The sequence below is a fragment of the Persicitalea jodogahamensis genome, assembly GCF_014651615.1.
GTDB lineage: Bacteria > Bacteroidota > Bacteroidia > Cytophagales > Spirosomataceae > Persicitalea > Persicitalea jodogahamensis.
The window spans coordinates 144,834-163,510 of record NZ_BMXF01000004.1 but is presented as its reverse complement, the minus strand read 5'-3'; the positions used below and the strand labels follow the sequence as shown (position 1 = coordinate 163,510).

Below are 18,677 nucleotides of genomic sequence, written 5' to 3'. Positions count from 1 at the left end.
ATACCATTACATTTAAAACTTTTTTTTGAATAGATAGGATTTAGAGCACAGGAAGTACTCTAAAATATTGGAAATAAAACAATTGATTGACTCTATCGAAGAGACTTAAAATTCATCTTCCCAATATTTTTTAAGTTTTTTCAGCGCCATTTGGAGCAGATTGGATACCGTCTGAGGAGCGACATCCATTACCATCGCGATTTGGGATCGGCTGAGTTCTTGGTAGTATTTCAGGTAGATTACTTCTTTCTGCCGTAGTGGCAGTTCGTCGAGGAGCATTTTAAGACGCTGGCTAAGTACGCGGGCGGATTCGCGTCGGATATAGTTTTTCTCCACTGAGAATTCTATACGTAGCAAAGGGTTATTGGACGGCTCCGCCGAAGGGTCCAATACCGTAGTGTTTTTTTGTTGGGTCCGGTTCATCATCCGCCGCAACGATGCCATCAAGTAGGGCTTAGGAGGAATGTCGGCATTCAAACTTTCGCGGCGTTCCCACACATGCATGAACAGATCCTGAACAGTGTCTTTAACAAACTCCTGATCACTGGTAAATTTAAGTCCGTAGTGGTATAAAAACCGGTATTGGGTATGCATCAGTCGCTCGAATGCCACCATGTTTCCTTGGAGCATGTCGCGCCAAAGTTCTCTGTCAGAATCCTCCGAATTATCCTGGTCCTGGGTGAGATCATTCGTTATTGGCATATTGAAAGGTTGGCTTAAAATTTCGTTCATAGGCAGCATAGGTAGTTTGCTGATCAGGAATTAGGTAACCGATAATCACCTTTATTTCAGAAGTTTGACTTACAAAACAAAGAGAACAACCACCGGGTCATACTCCCTTTTTGAAAATAAATCACCTTCTTGTCAGCATCTCATCGTTGGCCTTCCCAGTCATATCACAAAATCCGCTATGCCCTATTCTATTCACGCGATCAGAATCGCACTGGTACTGAGTTCATTCCTGCTGGCAACGGCAGCGACATTCGGCCAATCGGAATTCGACGCACTGTCATTCAGACGACTATTCAACGGCAAGAACCTGAACGGCTGGGTGAACGTGAACACCGCCGAAGACACCTGGAAAGTCAAAAAAGGGGTACTTATCAGTACAGGAAAACCAATTGGCGTGATGCGCACGGACCGGCAATACGAAAATTTTATCCTGGAAATAGAATGGAAACACATGGAAGCCGGGGGCAACTCCGGCGTGTTCGTGTGGAGTGAGGGAACCCCGTTTGGCGACAATCCACTCACCAAAGCCATCGAAGTCCAGATGCTGGAACTTCAATGGGCCGTTATCCACAACCAAACCGACGCCTACGTCCACGGTGAGCTGTTCCCGACGATGGGCATGACCGCCATCCCTGACAATCCGCGCGGTCCCCGGAGCAAGTCTCTTGAAAAGCGTTGCCGTGGCAAAGGGGAGTGGAACAAATACGTGGTAGTTTGCGTGGACGGTACGGTAAAACTATCCGTCAATGGCAAGTTCGTGAACGGATTGCGGGCTTCGGAGCGCAAAAAGGGCTATATCTGCCTGGAAGCCGAAGGAGCGGAGATCCATTTCCGAAACATCAGGATTCTGGAATTGCCGGCGGGTGTAACATCGGCGGAGCAGACCGCACCGTTGGTGGAGTAAGAAGTTTGAATCACTTCATCCCAAATGTCACGCTCCCCCACAGACTCTGCCAATCCGCTTTGTCGCTGTCCGCCAGCCGCACCATGTGCACGCTGCTGAGCATATAGGCTGCTTTGCCTTTTTTAGTTAATTCAAAAGTAGCCTCGCCTTTTGAATCAGTCTGCTGGAATTCTACCTCCGTTTTGCCATTCACGCGCCGCCAGCAACGCACCATTGCGTTGGCGAGGGGTTTTTGATTGTATAATATACGGCAGGTAAGTGCAGAGTTGCGCTTCATGGCGTAGGGATTCTGAAGCGGGATGATATCCAGATCCAGCCCAGTCGGTTTGGTGGGCAGGCCGTTTTTTTGTTCACCTACCTGAATAATAGTCTTGGCACAGCGGCGGTAGAATTCGCGCCCGACCTTTTGCTGCTCATTGTTTTTCTGGCGATAATCCAGGGCCAGTTGGAGCCCGTCTTCTTTGAGATACGCCTCAAACTTGACAGGTTCCAATTCAATAAAAGAGTTATTCGTTTCCAGCACCAACATTTGCGTTCCGGATTTTTCAAGGGTGAACGCGGGCGCCTCCACCTGCTGATCACTTTGCTCGATAGTACCGGTCAGGTCTTCCTGCCCATTTGCGGTAAACAAACGTAACCGCTCAATCCGGCGACTTCCACCACCCCAACGCTCCCCCATGTAGTCCTCCCCGACCTGAATTTTCCAATTCAATTTTTTTCCCAATTCAGGAAAAAAGTCTTCGGGAACAATCCAGAATTCGTGAGCCAGCGCGATTGAGGCGGTCGAAATGAAAATGAGAGCGAATATGCGTAGTTTCATAAAAAAAGGGGTTTGGAAAGATGAATGTAAGCAAGTGTGACTAATATTTACGCTAAAAGCAGTACCAAAAGATGAAATTTGACTTTATTGCCCGAAAGGTCGGGAGCCTCCCCATTGAGAAATTCGGCCATCGTTACCATTTTGTCAAATCTCATTTACCGCAATTAGCCCTCACCACATGTTGAGTCAGAAAGAAAACCACCCGCACCCGATGGTATTGCCCGTCGGTACCACACTCGACCGGTATATCATGCATCGTCAGTATGCTTTTGCCTTCGCAACGGGCGAGCTGTCCCAACTACTCCGCGATATTGCTCTGGCCGGGAAAATCGTTCACCGGGAGGTCAACCGGGCCGGACTCATTGATCTGACCGGAGAAATGGGACAGGAAAACGTTCAGGGCGAAAACCAACAGAAGCTGGATGTAATTGCCGATGTACGTTTTCGCCGGGCGCTTACTTTTGGCGGTGAAGTCTGCGCCCTGATTTCAGAGGAAGAGGAGGGCATTATTTTTACGGGAAACAACAACGGAAAGTACGTGGTAGCCATTGATCCGCTCGATGGCTCCTCCAACATTGATGTCAATGTCTCGATAGGTACCATTTTCTCCATTTACCGTCGCATTTCGCCGATTGGCACCGAGCCGACATTCGACGATTTCATGCAGGGCGGTCAGGAGCAGGTAGCGGCGGGCTATATCCTGTTCGGATCCTCCACCATGCTGGTCTACACCACCGGCCATAGCGTCAATGGCTTTACTTACGATAATTCACTTGGTGAATTTATTCTTTCACACCCTGATATCAAGAGTCCCAAAGACGGCAGCATTTATTCTTACAACGACGGGAATCTGAACGATTTCAGCGAACCGATCAGCAAATATCTGGCCTCCTGCCGCGAACGTCAGTATTCGGCCCGGTATATTGGCTCGCTGGTGGCTGATTTCCACCGCAATCTCTTAAAGGGTGGAATATACCTCTACCCTTCTACCCCTAAAAATCCAAATGGCAAACTGCGTTTGCTGTACGAGTGTTATCCACTGGCATTTATCGCGGGTGTAACGGGCTGCCTGGCAGTGAACGACACGGAAGCTATTTTGAATATTAAACCCGCTTCCATGCACCAGCGCACACCTTTTTACATAGGCGCACCCAAGATGGTGGAAGAGTTAATGGAATATATCAAAGGTTAGTCTTCTTTAAGGCGGGTAATGGTGCGTGCTATCCGGTCCAGGACAACTATCCCGCCTTCTTGATTTTAATACCATAGCCTGCCTTGGTAGTTTTCAGTCATGCACACGACTTTTTAGGCTAGGGGCCCTGCCAGATCGTATCGGCTTCAAAGTACTTGTTATCGAAGCGGCACGAACCGTTGCCGATTCCAATCCGGAACCATCCGTCATGTTCAGGCAGAGGAACCGCCTGAATGTAATTGATTGTGAGAAGATTAGTAAGCGTTTATATTAATTCAGTGGAAAACAGGCTTGGGAAGATATCGGTCCGGGATAGGGAAACTCAGGTATATTTCGCCCGCTCCTGACTCTATTAGCTTAGTTTATTCCCGGAAGCACTGCTTTCACTTTTACTCTTGACCCAATGATCAGAAGACTATTCATCAAATCCCTTGGCCTGACCAGCGTTGCTTCGTTCGGTAGTTTCCAGCCTCCTGCCCCTTCCGACCGTCAGATTTGGCTGAGCCACCTGGACAAACTGGCAAAGCCTGTTCTTGAAAATCTGGCGAATGACACTCTGAAAGCCAATATGCCCGTCGAAGGAAAGACCAAGGACCGCCCGGAATATACACACCTGGAAGCATTTGGTCGCCTGATGGCGGGAATAAGCCCGTGGTTGAACCAAACGGAGTTTTCGGATCCTGCCGAGAAGAAAATGAGGGACAAGTACTTCGCTCTGAGCCTCAAAGCGCTTGATAACGCCTCTAATCCCAACGCCAGGGATTTCATGAACTACAACAAGGGAGGGCAGCCTGTAGTGGATGCATCTTTTCTGGCTGATGGCCTCATCAGAGCGCCAAAGCTTTGGGAAGCTGTGCCAGGTTCTGTGAAAGAGAACGTTGTCAAAGCTTTTCTGAGCAGTCGCGTCATCCGGCCAGGTTTCAACAATTGGCTTCTTTTCAGTGCCATGATCGAAACGTTTTTTGCCAAATACGGGTACGAATACGACCGGATGCGCATCGATTACGCCCTGCGTCAGCACGAACAATGGTACAAAGGCGACGGAATTTATGGCGATGGCCCCAATTTCCATTGGGACTATTACAATAGCTACGTGATCCAACCCTACCTGTACGATATTCTGGAAGCGATCGTACCCAAGGAAAAAGTATACGAAAAAATGGCGGAAGACGTGACGAAGCGGGCGATCCGCTACGCCGCCATTCAGGAAAGGCTCATTTCGCCTGAAGGTACTTTCCCTATCATCGGTCGCTCCATCGCCTACCGCGCCGGGGCATTTCAGCATTTGGCGAATATGGCCCTGGTCCGGAAGCTTCCGAAAGAGGTAGCGCCCGCGCAGGTTCGTTCGGCGCTTACGGCGGTGATTCAGCGAACTACCGAAAGTCCCGAAACGTACGATGCCCATGGCTGGCTGCAAATCGGTGTCCACGGGCACCAGCCCGCCATCGGTGAAACCTATATTTCTACCGGAAGCCTCTATCTTTGCGCCACAGCATTGTTGCCGCTGGGGCTGCCCGCCAGCGATCCTTTTTGGTCTGCTCCTGCGGCCGACTGGACAAACAAAAAAGTATGGGGCAGCGTGGACATCCCAACCGATCATGCCCTTTATTAGCTTTCGGCTTTCGGCTTTCGGCTTTCGGCTTTCGGCTTTCGGCTAAAAAAATCATCATTCATCATTTATCACTCATCATTAAATGAATAAAACCGTTCGTTACCAATTGATGGCTATGATGTTCATGCAGTTCTTCGTGTGGGGCGCATGGTATGGCCAAATGAGCAAGTACCTGTTTACCCAACTCGACGCCACGGGCGACCAGGTTGGTAACGCCTACACCGCCTTTTCACTGGCCATGCTTATTGCACCGTTTTTCGTGGGCATGATCGCCGACCGCTATTTTGCGGCCCAGAAGGTACTTGGTGTGCTGAACTTGCTGGGTGCGGCCATCCTTTTCTACGTCACCCAGATCCAGGATGCCGACACATTCTTCTGGGTGATGCTGGGCTACTGCCTGTCGTTCGCACCCTGCATTTCGCTGACCAGTTCCATCGCCATGCGGCAGATGTCCAATCCCGAAGAGAATTTTCCGGCCATCCGCGTGATGGGTACGATAGCCTGGATCGTCGTAACCAACATCGTCGGGTTCATGAATGTCGGCGATAACGTGATGATTTTTCAGATTGCCATGGTGTCGGCGGTCGTGCTGGGGCTTTTCTCATTCACGCTACCCGACACACCACCCACGGCCACGGGCAAGGCGACTTTTGGCCAGATTTTAGGGACTGACTCCTTCGTTCTTTTCAAAAGTCGTTCCTTCGTCATTTTCTTTTTGTCTTCCATTGCCATTTGCATTCCCCTTTCCTTTTACTACGCGATGGCCAACCCGTCGCTGACCGACTCGGGGATGACTTACGTGGAAAACAAGATGTCGCTCGGACAGGCTTCAGAGGTAGTTTTCATGCTGTTGATTCCCCTGGCCTTCCGCAAACTGGGAATCAAATGGATGCTGGCCGCCGGGCTTATCGCCTGGATTGTCCGCTTCGTTCTGTTCGGCTACGGCGACGGCGGCTCGGGAGAATGGATGCTCTACATTGCCATTCTGTTGCACGGCGTCTGCTTCGATTTCTTCTTCGTAACGGGCCAGATTTACACAGACATGAAGGCCGGAGCCAACATCAAAGCCCAGGCGCAGGGACTAATTACGCTTGCCACTTACGGCATCGGCATGGGCATCGGCTCCAAGTTGGCGGGCATAGTCACGGAAATGTACACGGTCAATGGTGTCAAGGATTGGACGTCGATCTGGATGGTACCGGCCGCCATTGCTGGTGTGGTGTTGGTTTTATTCCTTCTTTTATTCAATGATAAAAAAGCGGAAGCAGCAGTGGCGACGGGCGAAGTAGTAGTGTAGTGGACAAATTCAAAAGATAAGCTTCGGTGCTTCGGTACTTTGGCACTTTGGTACTTTGGTACTTTGGTACTTTGCCCCTAAAAACAAGATTATGCGCTTCATACTCTTACTTCTCCTGCTTCCTGCTTTTCTCAAAGCCCAGAACCGCAAGCCCAATGTCGTTATCCTCCTCAGCGACGATCAGGGGTGGGGCGATTTGAGCGTGAGCGGCAACACGAATATTCATACACCCAACATAGACGGCATCGCCAAAAACGGCGCCTTATTCGACCGCTTTTACGTGCAGCCCGTCTGCTCTCCCACCCGCGCGGAACTGCTTACCGGACGATACCATACCCGCATGGGTGTCCGCAGCACTTCCGAAGGCGGCGAACGATTCAACCTCGATGAAACTACCATTGCCCAGGCTTTCAAAAGTGCGGGCTATGCTACCGCAGCTTACGGGAAATGGCATAGCGGGATGCAGTACCCTTATCACCCCAATGCGCGTGGCTTTGATGATTACTACGGATTCTGCTCCGGCCATTGGGGCGATTATTTCAGCCCGATGCTGGAACATAATGGCGCGATCACGGAGGGAAAAGGCTTTTTGGTGGACGACCTGACCGACCATGCCATGTCCTTTATGGAACAAAACAAGGACAGCCCATTTTTCATTTATGTCCCCTACAACACGCCCCACGCACCCATGCAGGTACCCGACCGCTGGTGGGATGACTATAAGAATAAGCCGGTGGCGCTGCGCGCTGAAGATGGGCTTGAAGAGGACCTTGACTTTACCCGAGCCGCCCTGGCTATGTGCGAGAACATCGACTGGAACGTCGGGCGGATAATGGAAAAATTGAAAGAGCTGAATCTGGAAGACGACACCATAGTCCTCTATTTCAGCGACAACGGCCCCAATTCATTTCGCTGGAATGAAGGAATGAAGGGTAGAAAAGGGTCCACTGACGAAGGGGGCGTCCGGTCGCCACTAGTGATGCAGTACCCCAAAATGATTAAGCCCGGAACTAAAATCCGGGAAATTTCGGGCGTCATCGATTTGTTACCCACACTGGTCGACATGGCTAACATCAATTTTAAGCCTAAGAAGCCGCTCGACGGCGTAAGCCTGAAACCCTTGCTTTCCAAGAAAGGTAGTTTTAACAGAAACCGACTGCTCTACAACTACTGGAACGGCAATACAAGCGTGCGAAGTCAGCAGTATCGTCTCGACAGCAAGGGAAAACTGTACGATATGATTGCCGATCCCAGTCAAACAACCGATATATCCACCCGCAAGCCGGACGTTACCGCACGGTTGCGGGAAGCGGCCACAAAATGGAACGCCGAATTACTTCCGGGAATCCATGGCGAAGATGAACGCACATTCCCTGTCGGTCATCCAGATTTTAGATGGACTCAACTACCCGCCCGCGATGCCCAGCCGATCGGTGGTATTGTGCGCTCAAACCGGTGGCCCAATTGCTCCTTTTTTACCAATTGGACTAAACCCGAAGACGCCATCGTGTGGGATGTGGAAGTCTTGGCCGATGGGGACTTCGAAGCCACGATATACTATACCTGCGCCCCGGAAAATGTGGGGTCGACTTTCCGGTTAACCTTTGGAAATACTAACGTCCTCGCCAAAATCTCCGAAGCTTTCGACCCACCGCTGCGCGGTATGGAAAACGACCGCGTGGAGCGCCCCGAATCATACGTCAAGGACTGGAAAACCCTGAATATCGGAAAAGTACATCTCGAAAAAGGAAAAGGTAGTTTAACGCTTAAAGCCGAAAAGATTGCAGGGAAAGAGGTGATGGATTTTCGCCTCCTGATGTTGGAAAGGTCTAACTAATAGCAGCCGATTTACTGCCACCAGACAGTGCCTTTTATCGTCTTCTGAAGAGCCTGTCCCAGAAAGTTTCCCCACCAGGTAGATAACAGGCATTGGGCGATTTGGGCGGCCGGCGGAAAAGACCGGCCGACAACCCGGCGTAGAGATTGAAAGTCTTGGGTTTGCCTACGTTCAGTAAACCCAGCAGATGGTCGGTACCAAACCAAAGTGGCCCTACGCGGCCAGCCAATCCCACCCCAAAGGAACCATAACGATTCATGATCGATACGGGAACGGACAGTTCGTACCAACGGTGTTCATAACGCGGAGTGACGGCCAGCACGGACTCGCTTTTCATGCCAAAGGCTCCGGCAGAAATTAGGTTCTGCACCCAAAGGGTATTGACATAGATATTGGGCTGTACCTGGTAGTCCAGGCTCGCTTGAAAGGCCGTGGGTAGAACGGAGCGAAACGAAGTCGTGGGCGTGCTTGTGTCGGTGTCCAGGGAGTTGTTGACTGCATTGAAAAACCCCTCCGTACCATCCAGTTTCTGGAAATTCTCAAAGCGAAAAGTCCGATTGATGGCCGATGTCTGAAACTGCCTGACGTAGTTAGGGTTTTTGTAGCGAACGCCCCCAACATCGGTTACGGCCAGGGATAGCCGGTACAGGTATTTGTTGACACTACCATCGCGTTTGCGAACGCCGCGTTCGGTATAGGAGTGTCGGTTGGCGTTGGGTCGGTACTCGTAGACCATCCCCACATCAAAGCCCCAGCCACTTCCCGCGGGTGCATTGCCCAACATCCAGGCGGGTGAGAGCTTCAGGTCCTGAAACCCACCGTCGCTCGTGTAGCCGTACGTGGTACGTATGGTGGATACGTTAATCAGTTCCTTTTTGAGCTGGTAGTTTTCATCAGGATAGATTCCAAAAGTACCATCATCAATAATGATATGGGCATTGTAAAGCCCGATCAATCTTTTGACCGTAACCCCTACTTTGAAAAAATCAGTCTCATTATCCAGTAGTACGCCGCCCAACGTCAGTGCTGCTTCTCCCACGCCATTCAGGTGGAGATTACCGGACTGGTTTTCGAAAAGCTGTTTCTGAATATCCTCACCTTTGCCACGACCACGAAGCGCCCTGGCCAGAGGTTCCGTGAACTGAGACATGTTGCCCATTACCCGCACCCGTGAGGTTGCGCCTACTCCGAACCTTCCGTCAAACAGGGAAAACATCACGGAAGGAAGGCGACCTTCCAAACCCAGGTTCATGTGCTTGAGACGTCCGTTCAGCTTCTGTTCCAGATCCACCCTTGGCAGGATAATGGCTCCGCGTTCATTTCGGTACTTATCCGGAACAGTGCCCGTCATCAGCGACAGAAAGGAATAGGGTACATTGTACTTGATGTGGTTGTTGGCGACATAGAGCTGCGCTCCGACAAAATTGACATGAACACTGTAACGGGAATCGGCTACGAAAGCAGGATTATGGTAAAGCGATTGGGTGCCGGCATAGTTGCCCATCGCTACGCCAGGCATGTGCTGGGCGTTTGATCCGGGAACAAGTGCGACGGTAAACAGTATAAAAAGCAGAGAAGGGTACCTGAAAATCATGACGTAGGCTAAACGAAGACTGATGGCAATTAGCGCAGAAATTTGCATAAATATCGTAACAAAAGCCTAATTTTTTTAATAATTTGGTAAAACCAATCGCCCGCCATAAATTGTTCGGTTGTAAGCACCAAACCACCTGATTTCAATCAAAAACCTATGAACTTTTCATTTTCCGGCTATAATTCAGAAACCTTTTATGATGAAATGTTCCTGCCCGAAGGTCAGATCCGACCCGGATACGAACATCTTAAAAATAAATTTGAAACACTTACCAGTCAGGAATTGCTCAACCGGCAGCAAACTGCGGAGCGTTCCATGCTCTCGATGGGCATCACTTTCAATGTCTATTCAGAAGGTGAAGGTACCGAGCGCACCATGCCCATCGACATTATTCCGCGTGTGCTGACTGGCCGGGAATGGGACGAAATGGAACGAGGACTTAAGCAGCGCATACGGGCGCTGAACATGTTCATCAATGATGTTTACAATGATCAGGACATCCTGAATGACGGCATTGTGCCGCGTGACCTCATCGAGTCAAGCAAATGCTTTTTGCCCGCCTGCATGGGTATCACTCCTCCCAAAGGAATCTGGTGCCACATCACCGGCACTGATCTTATCAGGGGCGAGGATGGTACATTCATGGTGCTGGAAGATAACCTGCGTTGTCCGTCCGGTGTGTCTTACATGCTGGAAAACCGCGAACTTTCGAAACAATTGTTTCCCGATGTCCTGGCCCGCACGGGCGTGCGGCCCGTGTCGGACTACGCCACCCGGCTGCTCCACATGCTGCAGCACCTCAGCGAGCGCCCCAACCCCAATGTGGTGGTACTCACACCGGGCATTTACAACTCGGCGTACTTTGAGCACTCCTACCTGGCGCAGCAGATGGGCGTCGAACTGGTGGACGCCCGCGACCTGGTCGTGAACGATGGCTTCGTCAAGATGCGCACTACCAAGGGTTTCGAAATAGTCGATGTCATCTACCGTCGCCTCGACGACACCTTCCTGGATCCCGAAGTGTTCAACCCCGACTCACTTTTGGGCGTAAAGGGGATTTTCGAGGTGTTCAAAAATGGACGTGTCGCGCTCGCCAACGCGCCGGGGACGGGCGTGGCCGATGATAAGGTGATCTACGCGTATGTACCCCGAATCATCAAGTATTATCTGGGTGAAGAAGCCATCATCCCTAACGTGAGGACATACATCTGCCGGGAGCAGGAAGATTTCGACTACGTCATGGCAAACATCGAGCAACTCGTTGTGAAGGAGGCCAACGAAGCGGGCGGTTACGGGATGCTCATCGGCCCAAAGGCAACAGCGGAGGAACACGAACTTTTCCGTGAGAAAATCCGGGATAATCCGCGTAACTACATCGCGCAGCCAACCATATCCCTTTCAAGAGTGCCTTGCATGATGCAGGATCATGCCGAAGGTCGGCATGTGGACTTGCGGCCTTACATTTTGTATGGCGAAGATATCCACGTCATGCCCGGTGGCCTGACCAGGGTAGCCTTGCGCAAAGGCTCGTTGGTAGTGAATTCATCGCAGGGAGGAGGCGGAAAAGATACCTGGGTACTTTATTGAATAGTGTTTTCGTCATTGGTGACGACAAAACAGCCAAAGACAACGGCTTCTACACCAATCACAAAATCGGCATGCCCAAACTGAACCGTTTGCCGTAGCAGGGTATGCGGCTTACCAATTTACAGCTAATGCCCGGCCCGTGCGGCTGCACGGGCCGGGTTACAAAGTACAGGTACCCCCATGGCCGTTGGAGGCGCCGAGCATCCCTACTCAATTAGTTGCCGTTAACATGGCAGATGCTATCATGGCCGGGGAACTATCAAAATGGGCCACTTATGATTTCAATGTCGAAGTATCTGAAAAGTCTGGTACTCGGAGTTCTATTTTTGAGCCCCGCCGTAGCAGCGAATGCTCAAAACACGGACCAGCCCAATATCTTATGGATTGTCAGTGAGGATAATAGCCCGTTCATCGGTGCCTATGGTGATAAATTTGCCACTACTCCAAACATTGATAAGTTAGCCAGGGAAGGTGTCCTGTACACTAACGCATTCGCCACAGCACCCGTCTGCGCGCCCTCCCGCTCGACGCTCATTACCGGAATGTACGCCCCCTCCATCGGGACAGAGAATATGAGGAGTCAGTACGCGATTCCCAATTTCGTCAAGTTTTATCCCAAATACCTGAAAGAGGCTGGTTACTATACCAGTAATAACGTCAAAAAGGACTATAACGTGGCTGAGGACCAGGAAAACGCCTGGGATGAATCAAGCAACAAAGCAACGTATGCCAATCGCCAGGCCGGGCAGGTCTTTTTTGCCATTTTTAACACGACCATCTCCCACGAAAGCAGCATCCATCCCTACACTCCTGACGACAAATTACGCCACAAGCCCGCAGATGTTACGCTTCCGCCCTACCATCCCGACACTCCCGAAATGCGGCACGACTGGGCGCAGTACTACGACAAAGTCGAGGATATGGACACTTTTGTCGGGAAAGTACTTGCCGATCTGGAAAAGTCTGGTGAAGCTGAAAACACCATCGTGTTTTATTATAGTGACCACGGCGGGGTGTTGGGCCGTAGCAAGCGATTCATGTATGAATCAGGATTGCACATTCCGCTGATCATCCGATTTCCCAGGAAATACGCTCATCTGGCGCCTGGCAAGCCAGATACCAAAACCGACCGTATCGTCAGTTTCCTCGACTTCGCTCCTACCCTGTTGAGCCTCGCCGGCGTCACTATTCCCGATTACATGCAGGGGAAAGCCTTTCTTGGCAATCAAAAGACTTCCGAGCGTAACTACGCCCATGCCTTTCGGGGCCGGATGGATGAACGGATGGATCTGGTTCGCAGGCTACGCGACAAGAAGTACCGCTACATCCGTAACTACATGCCGCACAAGATTTACGGTCAATACATTGAGTATCTATGGAGAGCTCCTTCCATGAAATCATGGGAATCAGCTTATAAGGCAGGTACTTTGAACGAAACGCAAAGTAAATTCTGGGAAACAAAGCCCGTAGAGGAGCTTTTCGATGTGGATGCCGATCCGCATAATGTTCATAACCTGGCCGGAGATCCGAACTATAAATCGGTGCTGGAAAAAATGCGTAAGGCCACCCATGATTATGCGATCGAAATCAAAGATGTGGGCTTCCTGCCGGAAGCGATGATGGAAGATATTTCCAATATCGTCCCACTATATGATTATGCTCGCAGCGGTCACTACAACGTCGAAAAAGTTTTGGCGGCCGCCGAACTGGCATCCGAAGCAGATCCGGAAAATCTTCCTCAAATCATGAAAATGCTGGTCGATAATGATGCAATCGTCCGCTATTGGGCAGCAACGGGTTGCACCCTATTGGACCATCATGCTACTCCCGCAAAATACGACCTGCTCGATCTCTTAAATGATAAAGAAGTAAGCGTGCGCATCGCCGCTGCCGAGGCATTGACCAAATTGGGCGAGACCAAGAAAGCCGTACAAGCCTTGACCGATGCCCTTACCAGTGACATACAGATGGCTCGTGTCTAGGCACTTAATATCTTAGAGCAGCTTGGACCTGAGGCGCGTCCCGCCTACCCGATGGTCAGGAAACTCATTGATGAAAAGAAGAAGAACGCTGATTATGACCTTCGGGCGGCCGAGAAAATCATGTCCTCGGCAAAGCAGTAGTTTCGTTTTTTCATTGCTCATTCACAAAAAATAGGGTGTGAAATGCTCGATTGGTGAGCATTTCACACCCTACTGCTTGGTTCGTATCATCCAGCCAGTGTTTCTATTCAGGCACAGCACGCTTAACTAAGAACGTTCATACCTCGACTTATTGGCCCGGTTCCGCTTAGCCTTTTCAGGAGAAGGTCTTTGGCGGTTGGGGCGAGGGCCCCGCTGCTGCTGCTTGGGCGGTTCGGGATTGTGGTCGGTCAAGGGAAAAGGATGTTCGGAAATAACTGGAATCCTTTGGCCAATCAGCTTTTCAATATCTTTCAAATAAGCCTTCTCAATGGCATCGCAAAACGAATAGGCGGTGCCGTCTGACCCGGCCCGGCCCGTACGGCCGATACGGTGTACGTAGGTCTCGGCGATGTTGGGAATTTCAAAATTGATAACGTACTCCAGTTCATCCACATCAATACCGCGGGCAGCGATATCCGTTGCCACCAAAACGCGGGTAGTTTGGGCCTTGAAATTGGCCAGAGCGCGCTGGCGGGCATTCTGAGCTTTATTGCCGTGAATTGCCTCAGCCTTGATACCACTTCGGTTCAGTACTTTCACCACTTTATCGGCACCATGTTTGGTGCGGGTAAATACCAGGGCTGTTTTAATTTTCTGATTAGCCAGCACATGCAGAAGTAGGGAGTTCTTATTGCCTTTATCCACAAAATACACCGACTGCGTCACTGTCTCTGCCGTAGTGGATTCGGGCGTAACCGCCACTTTTGAGGGGTTGTTCAGGATCGTATCCGACAGCTTTATGATTTCGGGCGGCATAGTAGCCGAGAAAAAAAGTGATTGCCGCTTGCGGGGCAGTGCAGCCAATAGCTTTTTGACGTCGTGGATGAATCCCATATCGAGCATCCGGTCGGCTTCGTCAAGAACAAATATTTCAATGTCTTTCAGGCTGATGAAGCCCTGATTCATCAGATCAAGCAGTCGACCGGGCGTCGCCACAAGAATGTCCACTCCACGTTGCAGGGTTTTCACCTGGGGATTCTGGTTGACTCCTCCGAAAATGACCGTACAGCTCAGGTTTGTGTGGCGTCCATAAGCCACAAAGCTCTCTTCAATTTGAATCGCCAGTTCGCGGGTCGGTGTTACAATCAGGCTTCTGATCTTACGTCGGCCGCCAGCTGTTTTTTCCTTATTAAGCAGTTGTAAAATAGGTATGGCAAAGGCGGCTGTTTTGCCGGTGCCCGTCTGAGCGCAACCAAGCAGGTCTTTTCCCTGTAAAACCAGAGGTATGGATTGTGCCTGAATCGGGGTAGGGTCCGTATAACCTTCTTCTTTTACCGCTTTCAGGAAGGGTGTATCTAAATTTAGTGCTTCAAATGTCATTGATGAAATTCAGTTTTTGTATATAAAAAAGGCCCGTCCAGGCGGAAACGCCCTCGGGCCCGGTCATAAAAAGCTGCAAGGTACGGTTTTATTAGGGTAAAACGATGTAAACCGGGCCACGTTATCGCCTGGCAGGTTCTTGAACAGATAAACCAAAGTTCTGCCCCAAGCGTTAATTAAGCCAAATAATAATTACAATTCATTAACACTATTATCATGAAAACGATAAGATTAATTACCCTGATGAGCGCTTTTTTTGGCGTATTATCCTGCTCGCAGGCGCAGAAGAATAATGCTGATGTCAGTGATGCCAGTAGCGACGCCACTCCCCGGCAGGTCGATCGCAGCGACGCCGAGTGGAAGCAGCTACTCACGGCCCAGGAATACTATGTGCTGCGTGAAGCTGGCACCGAACGGCCATTTTCCAGCCCGCTTAATACCAACAAAAAATCGGGTATCTATGTATGCGCTGCCTGCAAAACACCTTTGTTCAGCTCCGATACCAAATTTGAATCCGGTACGGGTTGGCCAAGTTTTTACAAGCCGCTTTACGCTAAAAACATCCAAGAAAAAACCGACCGCTCGATGGGCATGGCCCGCACCGAAGTGTTGTGTGAAGTCTGCGGCGGTCATTTGGGCCACGTCTTCGACGACGGCCCCAAACCCACCGGACTCCGCTACTGCCTGAACGGTGTCGCGCTCAACTTTAAACCAAAGAAATAATAACGACTGCTTTCGACTGTCAAGCCGGACGTACTGCCATTCGTCCGGCTTTCGTTATCTTTGGCCCGGCATGGAATGCGCATATGGCTAGCCCCGATTTATCAGGGGCGTCATGGCCGGCCTTGCCAGCGAGCCAGGTAGGCATCTCTTCTAAGCACTGATTTTACATGGAAGCTATTCTAGCTTTTTTCAATACATTAAAAACCAAATTAATACGCGCCAACGATTGGCTGGCGGCTAAGTTTGACAGTGCTTTTTACGCTTTGGGTGTAAAGCTGTTCGGGCATGAGCGTCTGGATCCCTTTCTGAAAAATACACGCGCCCTGTATCGGTCCGGACAACAATACTGGGCGGAAACAGTCGATAAAAATTCGGATTTTTACAGGCCGATCGTTCGTTTATGGAAGATTTTCGGTTGGGGACTTTTCTTTGCAGCATTTTACATTTTTTGTGTAGAAACGAACTTCCTGTGGCTCATGGGGAGTATGCCAAGTGTGGAGGACCTTCAAGATCCCAAGGTCAATCAATCGTCGGAGATCTATACCTCCGACGGTATCATGATCGGTAAGTTTTACACCGAAAACCGCACGCCGGTCGGTTACGAACAGATTTCGCCCAACCTTACCAAAGCGCTTATTGCCACCGAAGACGAGCGGTTCTACGACCATTCAGGTATCGATTTGCGGGCGATGGCACGGGTAGCAGCAGGACTGCTCACGGGCGATACGGATCAGGGCGGTGGTAGCACCGTAACCCAGCAACTGGCCAAAAAACTATTCAAGACCCGCCGTCGCGACGCCCGCGGACTCCTTGGTGGCATTCCCGTGTTGGGTACTTTGGTTTTCAAGACGAAGGAATGGCTGACGGCAATCAAGCTGGAGCGTAACTTCACCAAAGAGGAAATTATTACCATGTACCTCAACACCGTGGATTATGGCAACAATGCCTACGGGATCAATACCGCTGCGCGGTCTTATTTTAGTAAGTCACCCGATAGTCTCAATGTGCAGGAGGCGGCCGTACTCGTTGGGCTTCAAAAGGCAACGACCACTTACAACCCCATCCGAAACCCAGAACGGTCGCTCGAGCGACGAAACGTCGTACTCACCCGGATGGCTAATTTCAATTACCTGACGCAAGCGGAGGCAGATTCGATTATTCAGTTGCCCATTGAGTTAAAAGTAAAATTCGAGACGCCTTACGATGGGAATGCCAACTACTTCAAGAATGCAGTAGTGGACTACGTCAAGAAATGGGGTGAGGAAAACGGCTACGACCTGTATACCGACGGCCTGAAAATCTACACAACCATCGATTCCCGGATGCAGGAACATGCCGAAAAGGCCCTGGAAACAAAAATGCGGGATTTGCAGAAAACGTTTGATGAACACTGGGGCCGGGAAAAACCCTGGCGTGATGAGGACGGGAAAGAAATCCCGAACTTTTTGCAGGATGTCATCAAACGTACCGGACGTTATAAATCCCTGGCAGCCAGATTCCCCGACCAGCCTGACTCGATCGATTATTACCTTAATAAAAAAGACACGATGACCGTCTACGACTGGAAAACGGGTGGCGCGATGGTCAGGGTTTGGAGCTCGATGGATTCGCTGGAGTACTACAAGCGAATCATGCGTGCAGGCATGATGGCCATGGAGCCGCAAACGGGCTACATTAAAGCCTGGGTTGGCGGCCTCGATTACAATTTTTTCAAGTACGACCACGTGAAGCAGGGCAAGCGACAGCCGGGATCCACCTTCAAGCCATTTGTGTACACAACGGCTATTGATGACACCACCTACGACATGACCCCCTGTGACCGCATCGTCGACAAGCCCTATGTTCGTGAAATGATGATTAATGGTAAAATGCAGCGTTGGGCGCCCAAAAACTCCAATGGCTATTTTACCTATTCCAATATGACATTGCGGCGGGCACTTGCGCAGTCGGTGAACTCCATTACAGTGCAGCTTACTGAAAAGGTTGGACCAAAAGAGGTTGTCCGCTACGCCGAGAAAATGGGGATCAGCACCCCTCTCCGTGCTGAAATGGGCATTGGGTTGGGAATTTTCGATGTTTCGCTTTATGACATGGTGGCGGCATATTCCATTTTTGTCAATTCAGGTACTTACACGACGCCGGTCTTGGTGACCCGTATCGAGGATCAGCGTGGCAGTGTCATCGAGGAATTTGTTCCGGAACGCCATCAGGCCATCCGGCCCGAGTCGGCCTTTCTGATGCGCCACATGCTCAAAGGCGGAATTGAGGAACCGGGCGGCACCTCACGCGGCCTGTATAATTTTACGGGTGTGGTCACCAACAAGGGCGAGATTGGTGGCAAAACCGGAACTACCTCCAACAACTCTGACGGTTGGTATATGTGCATTACGCCCGACCTCGTGATGGGGGCCTGGGTTGGTGGCGACGACCGGTCGATCCACTTCCGTAGTACCAACCTCGGACAGGGCTCGCGTATGGCTCTGCCCATCGTGGGTAGTTTTCTGGAAAATATTTACAAAGACAAATCGCTGGATGTGAAGCCTCGGCCATTCTCGCAACCGATGGTTAAGATCAATAAGGAATACAAATGCTCTTACCCGGTCTACGAGCCCGACACGCTGGAATTCGAACCAGAAGAGGAGCCTTTCATGCCCGATGAGATCGAACCATCGGCCAGCCCGCTTATCGGGCCGCCACCTCCGCCGCTGCCCGTACCATCGGTGGACTCGGTTAAAAAGCGTATTCAGTGATCCGATAATATTAATCATGTGGCTGTCTCCCAGACCAAAAACTACCCCGACCGCTTACTAAAAACCTTATCCATTCTCTGAAATCCGTTCCGATTATTCGGATATTTAGCAGGTAGTTTTTCATCA

Annotated in this window: 13 protein-coding genes; 9 read left to right on the top strand and 4 right to left on the bottom strand. The window is 50.5% G+C overall.

Annotation, left to right across the window (positions count from 1 at the left end; genetic code table 11):
- Positions 1 to 105: 105 nt before the first annotated feature.
- Positions 106 to 732, bottom strand: coding sequence for an RNA polymerase sigma factor (locus IE117_RS19055; RefSeq protein ID WP_229581155.1), 627 nt, complete (start codon positions 730 to 732; stop codon positions 106 to 108).
- Positions 733 to 910: 178 nt separating this feature from the next.
- Here IE117_RS19055 and IE117_RS19050 point away from each other — a divergent pair, with 178 nt between their 5' ends.
- Positions 911 to 1,636: a 3-keto-disaccharide hydrolase gene (locus tag IE117_RS19050; protein WP_189566119.1), complete on the top strand. Its 726-nt coding sequence runs from the start codon at positions 911 to 913 to the stop codon at positions 1,634 to 1,636.
- A 10-nt stretch (positions 1,637 to 1,646) separates the two neighbouring features.
- Here the strand turns inward: IE117_RS19050 and IE117_RS19045 are convergent, their stop codons facing one another.
- Positions 1,647 to 2,456 (bottom strand): DUF4198 domain-containing protein, encoded by an 810-nt coding sequence (locus IE117_RS19045; protein ID WP_189566117.1) that lies wholly within the window; start codon positions 2,454 to 2,456, stop codon positions 1,647 to 1,649.
- A 178-nt stretch (positions 2,457 to 2,634) separates the two neighbouring features.
- On the opposite strand from IE117_RS19045, the gene fbp reads away from it, so the two are divergent.
- From fbp to IE117_RS19025, 4 genes are all read left to right on the top strand, one after another.
- Complete coding sequence (fbp, locus tag IE117_RS19040) at positions 2,635 to 3,648, top strand: class 1 fructose-bisphosphatase (RefSeq protein ID WP_189566115.1); 1,014 nt, start codon at positions 2,635 to 2,637, stop codon at positions 3,646 to 3,648.
- Between the two features lie 403 nt (positions 3,649 to 4,051).
- Positions 4,052 to 5,260 (top strand): DUF2264 domain-containing protein, encoded by a 1,209-nt coding sequence (locus IE117_RS19035; RefSeq protein WP_189566112.1) that lies wholly within the window; start codon positions 4,052 to 4,054, stop codon positions 5,258 to 5,260.
- 82 nt (positions 5,261 to 5,342) lie between these two features.
- Positions 5,343 to 6,557, top strand: coding sequence for an MFS transporter (locus IE117_RS19030; RefSeq protein WP_189566111.1), 1,215 nt, complete (start codon positions 5,343 to 5,345; stop codon positions 6,555 to 6,557).
- A 91-nt stretch (positions 6,558 to 6,648) separates the two neighbouring features.
- Positions 6,649 to 8,394 (top strand): arylsulfatase, encoded by a 1,746-nt coding sequence (locus IE117_RS19025; protein WP_189566109.1) that lies wholly within the window; start codon positions 6,649 to 6,651, stop codon positions 8,392 to 8,394.
- Positions 8,395 to 8,428: 34 nt separating this feature from the next.
- Here IE117_RS19025 and IE117_RS19020 read toward each other — a convergent pair whose 3' ends face one another.
- Positions 8,429 to 10,036 carry a DUF5723 family protein gene (locus tag IE117_RS19020; protein WP_229581153.1) on the bottom strand — a complete coding sequence of 536 codons (1,608 nt, stop codon included), beginning with the start codon at positions 10,034 to 10,036 and terminating at the stop codon, positions 8,429 to 8,431.
- 108 nt (positions 10,037 to 10,144) lie between these two features.
- On the opposite strand from IE117_RS19020, the gene IE117_RS19015 reads away from it, so the two are divergent.
- Positions 10,145 to 11,575, top strand: coding sequence for a circularly permuted type 2 ATP-grasp protein (locus IE117_RS19015; RefSeq protein WP_189566107.1), 1,431 nt, complete (start codon positions 10,145 to 10,147; stop codon positions 11,573 to 11,575).
- 284 nt (positions 11,576 to 11,859) lie between these two features.
- Positions 11,860 to 13,557, top strand: a complete 1,698-nt coding sequence (locus tag IE117_RS19010; protein WP_229581151.1) for a sulfatase-like hydrolase/transferase — start codon at positions 11,860 to 11,862, stop codon at positions 13,555 to 13,557.
- Positions 13,558 to 13,824: 267 nt separating this feature from the next.
- Here the strand turns inward: IE117_RS19010 and IE117_RS19005 are convergent, their stop codons facing one another.
- Positions 13,825 to 15,078: a DEAD/DEAH box helicase gene (locus tag IE117_RS19005; protein ID WP_189566104.1), complete on the bottom strand. Its 1,254-nt coding sequence runs from the start codon at positions 15,076 to 15,078 to the stop codon at positions 13,825 to 13,827.
- Between the two features lie 216 nt (positions 15,079 to 15,294).
- Here IE117_RS19005 and msrB point away from each other — a divergent pair, with 216 nt between their 5' ends.
- Positions 15,295 to 15,801, top strand: a complete 507-nt coding sequence (gene msrB, locus IE117_RS19000) for a peptide-methionine (R)-S-oxide reductase MsrB (protein ID WP_189566102.1) — start codon at positions 15,295 to 15,297, stop codon at positions 15,799 to 15,801.
- Between the two features lie 167 nt (positions 15,802 to 15,968).
- Positions 15,969 to 18,551, top strand: coding sequence for a penicillin-binding protein 1A (locus IE117_RS18995; protein ID WP_189566101.1), 2,583 nt, complete (start codon positions 15,969 to 15,971; stop codon positions 18,549 to 18,551).
- Positions 18,552 to 18,677: the final 126 nt, after the last annotated feature.

Coding starts and splice junctions, on each gene's coding strand:
- IE117_RS19055 (WP_229581155.1), bottom strand. CDS start 732: ATGAACGAAATTTTAAGCCAACCTTTCAATATGCCAATAACGAATGAT.
- IE117_RS19050 (WP_189566119.1), top strand. CDS start 911: ATGCCCTATTCTATTCACGCGATCAGAATCGCACTGGTACTGAGTTCA.
- IE117_RS19045 (WP_189566117.1), bottom strand. CDS start 2,456: ATGAAACTACGCATATTCGCTCTCATTTTCATTTCGACCGCCTCAATC.
- fbp (WP_189566115.1), top strand. CDS start 2,635: ATGTTGAGTCAGAAAGAAAACCACCCGCACCCGATGGTATTGCCCGTC.
- IE117_RS19035 (WP_189566112.1), top strand. CDS start 4,052: ATGATCAGAAGACTATTCATCAAATCCCTTGGCCTGACCAGCGTTGCT.
- IE117_RS19030 (WP_189566111.1), top strand. CDS start 5,343: ATGAATAAAACCGTTCGTTACCAATTGATGGCTATGATGTTCATGCAG.
- IE117_RS19025 (WP_189566109.1), top strand. CDS start 6,649: ATGCGCTTCATACTCTTACTTCTCCTGCTTCCTGCTTTTCTCAAAGCC.
- IE117_RS19020 (WP_229581153.1), bottom strand. CDS start 10,036: ATGCAAATTTCTGCGCTAATTGCCATCAGTCTTCGTTTAGCCTACGTC.
- IE117_RS19015 (WP_189566107.1), top strand. CDS start 10,145: ATGAACTTTTCATTTTCCGGCTATAATTCAGAAACCTTTTATGATGAA.
- IE117_RS19010 (WP_229581151.1), top strand. CDS start 11,860: ATGTCGAAGTATCTGAAAAGTCTGGTACTCGGAGTTCTATTTTTGAGC.
- IE117_RS19005 (WP_189566104.1), bottom strand. CDS start 15,078: ATGACATTTGAAGCACTAAATTTAGATACACCCTTCCTGAAAGCGGTA.
- msrB (WP_189566102.1), top strand. CDS start 15,295: ATGAAAACGATAAGATTAATTACCCTGATGAGCGCTTTTTTTGGCGTA.
- IE117_RS18995 (WP_189566101.1), top strand. CDS start 15,969: ATGGAAGCTATTCTAGCTTTTTTCAATACATTAAAAACCAAATTAATA.